Genomic DNA, 4911 nt, shown 5'->3' with positions numbered 1-4911 from the left:
CCGGGACCGGGTGACCGGGCAGCCGCGGCGGACCACCTCGCCGTAGAGCGGATGGGCCAGGCGAACGTCGCGGCGGCGCTCGTCGGCGACGATCCGGATCAGCCCGCGCTCCTCGGCGGCTTCCACGTCGGCGGCCGCGGCGGCCCGCATCAGCAGCGTGAGCCCGACCGGCTCGCCGAACGAGACCATCTCGAGCACGTCGCGCACGCCCGGGGTGAGCCCGCCGATCCGGGCGCCGACCAGGTCGGCCAGGCTGGGAGCCAGGGTGAGCCGGCCGGTCCAGCGCCAGAAGCCGTACGTCTCGGACAGCTCGCCCCCGCCCAGCGCCGCGAGCACCAGCTCGCGCAGCAGCAGCGGGTTGCCGCCGCCGAGCCGGATGAGCCGCTGTGCGGAGCCCGGCTCGACCGGCCCGCGCACCAGTGCGGTCAGCAGCTGGCGGGACTCGTCGTCGGTCAGCGGATCGAGCTCGGCGTGGCTGAGCAGCCCCTCGGTCCACAGCGCGCTGATCGGGGACGGCACCGGCTCGGCCGTGCGCAGCGTGCCGAGCAGGGTCGCGCCCTCGCGGACCAGCAGGTGGGTCAGCGCGGCGGACGGCGGATCCAGCAGGTGGGCGTCGTCGATGGCGAGCACCATCGGCCGGTCGCCGGAGTCGGCGTGCAGCCCGTCGACCGCCCAGCGCAGCAGCCCGGCGGGGGACAGCCCGGCCGGCGGGTCGGTGGGCAGGATCTGGGCCAGGCCGCCGAACGGCAGCCCGGAACTGGCTATGTTCGCCGACGCGCGGTGGACGGCGTAGTGCTCCTCCGGCAGTGCGGCGACGGCCTCGTGCAGCAGCCGGCTCTTGCCGATGCCGGCGCTGCCGCTCAGGATGAGGCCGCGGTCGGTGTCCCCGGTGGCGACGGTCGTGAGCCGGGTCAACTCGTCGGCGCGACCGACGAATCCCCAGTGCTCCACCGGGTCAGCATATCGAGATCCGTCACCTTCACATCACCGCCCGTACCACGTTCGAGAATGAGTAAGAGTGCATGAAACGGTGAGTAATCAGGCATCTGTCCGCCCCCGCTGCCGTCCCATACGGTTCGGCGGTGCCGGCGTGACTGCCCGGGCCCAGCCTGGCGGGGCGGGTCCGGGCGCCCCGCCGGTTCCACCGGCTGTTCGCGCCGGTGAGCGGCGTTTTCCGCGGGCGCGGCGCAGGCTCGGGGCTGCGCCATCCCACCCCTCCCGGCGCGCCTGGCGTGCTCGGTTCGACTCCCGCCCGAATCGGCGTGGCACGATGGGGGGCATGGCGTTGCCTCAGGTCGCTCCCGCAGAGACGCCGCAGATCGAGGAGGTACCGGCTGATGACCGGCCGTGGGTGACCATCGTCTGGGACGATCCGGTCAATCTCATGTCGTACGTGACCTGGGTCTTCCAGAAGATTTTCGGGTACAGCCACGACAAGGCCGAGCAGCTGATGATGGACGTGCACAACAAGGGCAAGGCGGTCGTGTCCAGCGGCGCGCGTGAACGGATGGAAATGGACGCTGCGCAACTCCACGGCTACGGCCTGTGGGCGACGGTGGACCGCGGTTGAGTGGGCGGGTGAACTGAACGATGTTCCGACGCAACGGGAGCCAGTGCGTGGCCACCTTCGCCATCGACGAGGTGCGCGTGCTGCGCAAGGTCGCCGGTGAGGTCGTGGGCCTGCTCATGGACGGTTTCGACCACACCGATCCGGTGGTCGGCCGGCTCTTCCCGGACATCTACCCGGACCGGCCCGACGACTCGGCCGAGTTCCGCCTCTACACCGAGGGTGACCTCAAGACCGGCAAGATCGACCAGGCCGGGGCCATCCTCGCCGCGCTGCCCGACGACGGCCCCGGCGAGGTGCGCCTGGACGGCGAGGAGGCCGAGGCCTGGCTGCGGGCGATCAACGACGCCCGGCTGGCCATGGGGACCCGGCTCGACATCCAGGGCGACACCGACCTCGGTGACGAGCTCGACGAGGCCGTGGTGCGCGACCCCGCGTCGAGCCGGGTCTTCCAGCTCTCCGTCTACGCCTACCTCGGCTACCTCCAGGAGTCCCTGCTCAACGCCCTCCCGGAGATCGAGGAACGGCCCTAGGCGGCCTGGTCCAGCCGGGCCAGCTCCTCGTCGGTGAGGGTCAGCTCGGCCGCCCGCACCGAGTCGGTGATCGACTCGGGACGGCTGGCGCCGGGGATCGGGATCACGTGCTCGCTCTTGGCCAGCTCCCAGGCCAGGGTGACCTGCTGGGGGCTGACCCCGTGGGCCTCGGCCACCTGGGCGAACCCGGCGAAGTGGCTGCCCAGCTCCCCGGCCTTGGCGATCCCGCCCAGCGGCGACCACGGCAGGAAGGCGATGCCGAGCTCGTCGCAGAGCCGCAGCTCGTCCTCCGAGGAGCGGAACGCGGGCGAGAACTGGTTCTGCACCGACACCAGCCGGCCGCCGAGGATCTCCTGGGCCTGACGGATCTGCCCGACGTTCGCGTTGGAGATGCCGGCCAGCCGGATCTTGCCCTCGTCGAGCAGCTCGCGCAGGGTGCCGACGGAGTCCGCGTACGGGACCTTCGGGTCGGGGCGGTGGAACTGGTAGAGGCCGATGGCGTCGACGCCGAGACGCTTGAGCGAGCCCTCGACAGCCTCCCGCAGATGCGCGGGGGAGCCGTCGACGGTCCACGAGCCGTCGCCGGGACGCAGGTGGCCGCCCTTGGTGGCGACTAGCACGCCGGAGGTGTCACCGCTCCAGCTCGCCAGCGCCTGGGCGATCAGGGTCTCGTTGTGCCCCACCTCGTCGGCGTGCAGGTGGTACGCGTCGGCCGTGTCGATCAGGGTCACGCCGGCGTCGAGGGCGGCGTGGATGGTGCGGACCGAGCGGTCGATGTCGGGCCGCCCCTCGATGGACATCGGCATGCCGCCGAGCCCGATGGCGCTGACCTGGACGTTTCCGATTGATCGCTGCTTCATGCCTCCACCCCTACCCCACGCGGTGATCCGTACGCGCGTGAGCACTGCCACGCCCGGTCCGGCGCCGCACCACGGTAATGTGAACAGCGTGCTGACCATCGACAGCGCGATCGTCGACGCGATCGTCGCCCACGCCCGCCGGGACCACCCCGACGAGGCCTGCGGTGTCGTCGCCGGGCCCATCGGCAGCGACCTGCCGACGCGGCACATCGCGATGGACAACGCGGCCCGGTCCATGACGTTCTACGAGTTCGACTCGATGGAGCAGTTGCGGGTCTGGCGCGAGATGGACGACAACGACGAGGAACCCGTCGTGATCTACCACTCGCACACCGCGACCGAGGCGTACCCGTCTCGCACCGACATCTCGTTCGCCGGTGAGCCGGGCGCGCATTACATGCTGGTCTCGACCCGCGAGCCGGATTCCGAGGAGATTCGCTCGTTCCGTATCGTGGACGGTGTGGTGACCGAAGAAGAGGTCAACATCGTGGATGCGACGGTGGACGCGTGAGTGGGAGTGCGGACGGCTACGCCGTCCAGTCGTACATGTTCGGGCAGAGCCCCGCGTCGGTCTACTACGAGTGTCGCTGACGCGCGACCTCAGCAGACCCTGCCCTCGAACTCTCTCGACTTCTCTTTTTCCTAGGAGCATCACAGTCATGGCTATCGAAGTTCGCGTTCCCACCATCCTGCGCAGTTACACCGGCGGCTCGAAGGTCGTCGAGGGCTCCGGTGCGACGCTCTCCGGCCTGATCGACGACCTGGACACCAAGCACTCGGGTCTCAAGGGCCGGCTGCTCACGCCCGAGGGTGGCCTGCACCGCTTCGTCAACGTGTACGTCAACGACGAGGACGTCCGCTTCCTGGGCGCGCTCGACGCCCCGCTGAACGACGGCGACTCCGTCACCATCCTGCCGGCCGTGGCCGGTGGCGCACTGGGCTTCGCCGCCGCAGCGGCCCTGCTCGGACGGTAACCCCATGGCTCGCTACGAGAGCCTGCTGGACGCTTGCGGGGGCACGCCGCTGGTCGGCCTGCCCCGGCTGTCGCCGACGGTGCCCGAGGGGGCGCCGCCGGTGCGGCTCTGGGCCAAGCTGGAGGACCGCAACCCGACCGGCAGCATCAAGGACCGCCCGGCGCTGTACATGGTGCGTGAGGCGGAGGAGTCCGGGCGCCTGCGCCCCGGCGACACCATCCTCGAGCCCACCAGCGGCAACACCGGGATCTCCCTGGCCATGGTGGCCAAGCTGCGCGGCTACCGGCTGGTCTGCGTGATGCCGGAGAACGTCTCCTCCGAGCGGGTCCAGCTGCTCCGGATGTACGGCGCGGAGATCATCTTTTCGCCGGCCGCCGGTGGCTCCAACCAGGCGGTCGCGACGGCCAAGCAGATCGCGGCCGAGCACCCCGACTGGGTCATGCTGTTCCAGTACGGCAACGCGGGCAACGCCCGGGCCCACTACGAGACGACCGGGCCGGAGCTGCTGCAGGACCTGCCGTCCATCACGCACTTCGTGGCGGGACTGGGCACCACCGGCACGCTGATGGGCACCGGCCGCTACCTGCGGGAAAAGGTCGAGGGCATCCAGATCGTCGCGGCCGAGCCGCGGTACGGCGAGCTGGTCTACGGCCTGCGCAACATCGACGAGGGCTACGTCCCGGAGCTCTACGACGCGACCGTGCTGAGCCGGCGCTTCTCGGTCGGCACCCGCGACGCGGTGCTGCGCACCCGGCAGCTCGTCGAGGTCGAGGGCATCTTCGCCGGCTTCTCCAGCGGCGCGATCCTGCACGCGGCGCTGGCCGTGGCGCACGAGGCGGTCAAGGCCGGTCAGCGCGCCGACGTGGCCTTCGTGATCTGCGACGGCGGCTGGAAATACCTCTCCACCGGTGCCTACGGCGGCACGCTGGCCGAGGCCGAGGACGCTCTCGAGGGTCAGCTCTGGGCTTGAGCAAAAG

The 4911-nt window shown here is 70.8% G+C and carries 6 protein-coding genes and 1 pseudogene; 5 read left to right on the top strand and 2 right to left on the bottom strand.

What is annotated here, in order from left to right:
- Positions 1 to 951 (bottom strand): AAA family ATPase (locus tag AB0C29_RS33675; protein ID WP_360828889.1); only part of this gene is annotated, 951 nt, incomplete at its 3' end.
- 328 nt (positions 952 to 1279) lie between these two features.
- On the opposite strand from AB0C29_RS33675, the gene clpS reads away from it, so the two are divergent.
- Both clpS and AB0C29_RS33665 read left to right on the top strand, forming a co-directional pair.
- Complete coding sequence (gene clpS, locus AB0C29_RS33670; RefSeq protein WP_212992473.1) at positions 1280 to 1570, top strand: ATP-dependent Clp protease adapter ClpS; 291 nt, start codon at positions 1280 to 1282, stop codon at positions 1568 to 1570.
- A 20-nt stretch (positions 1571 to 1590) separates the two neighbouring features.
- Entirely contained in the window at positions 1591 to 2100 is a 510-nt protein-coding gene (locus tag AB0C29_RS33665) for a DUF2017 domain-containing protein (RefSeq protein ID WP_360555212.1), read from the top strand.
- Here the strand turns inward: AB0C29_RS33665 and AB0C29_RS33660 are convergent.
- On the bottom strand, positions 2097 to 2960 hold the full coding sequence (locus AB0C29_RS33660; RefSeq protein ID WP_360828886.1) for an aldo/keto reductase: 864 nt from the start codon (positions 2958 to 2960) through the stop codon (positions 2097 to 2099). The genes AB0C29_RS33665 and AB0C29_RS33660 overlap by 4 nt on opposite strands.
- Before the next feature lie 88 nt (positions 2961 to 3048).
- On the opposite strand from AB0C29_RS33660, the pseudogene AB0C29_RS33655 reads away from it, so the two are divergent.
- The 3 genes and pseudogenes from AB0C29_RS33655 (at position 3049) to AB0C29_RS33645 (ending at position 4904) form a co-directional block, all read left to right on the top strand.
- Positions 3049 to 3551, top strand: a pseudogene (locus AB0C29_RS33655) (M67 family metallopeptidase).
- A gap of 68 nt (positions 3552 to 3619) precedes the next feature.
- On the top strand, positions 3620 to 3934 hold the full coding sequence (locus AB0C29_RS33650; RefSeq protein WP_360828883.1) for a MoaD/ThiS family protein: 315 nt from the start codon (positions 3620 to 3622) through the stop codon (positions 3932 to 3934).
- 4 nt (positions 3935 to 3938) lie between these two features.
- Positions 3939 to 4904, top strand: coding sequence for a cysteine synthase (locus AB0C29_RS33645; RefSeq protein ID WP_360828880.1), 966 nt, complete (start codon positions 3939 to 3941; stop codon positions 4902 to 4904).
- Positions 4905 to 4911: the final 7 nt, after the last annotated feature.

Source organism: Actinoplanes sp. NPDC048791 (assembly GCF_040650095.1).
Taxonomy (GTDB): domain Bacteria; phylum Actinomycetota; class Actinomycetes; order Mycobacteriales; family Micromonosporaceae; genus Actinoplanes.
Note: the sequence above shows the minus strand (reverse complement) of the source record. Positions and strands in the feature narration are given on the sequence as shown.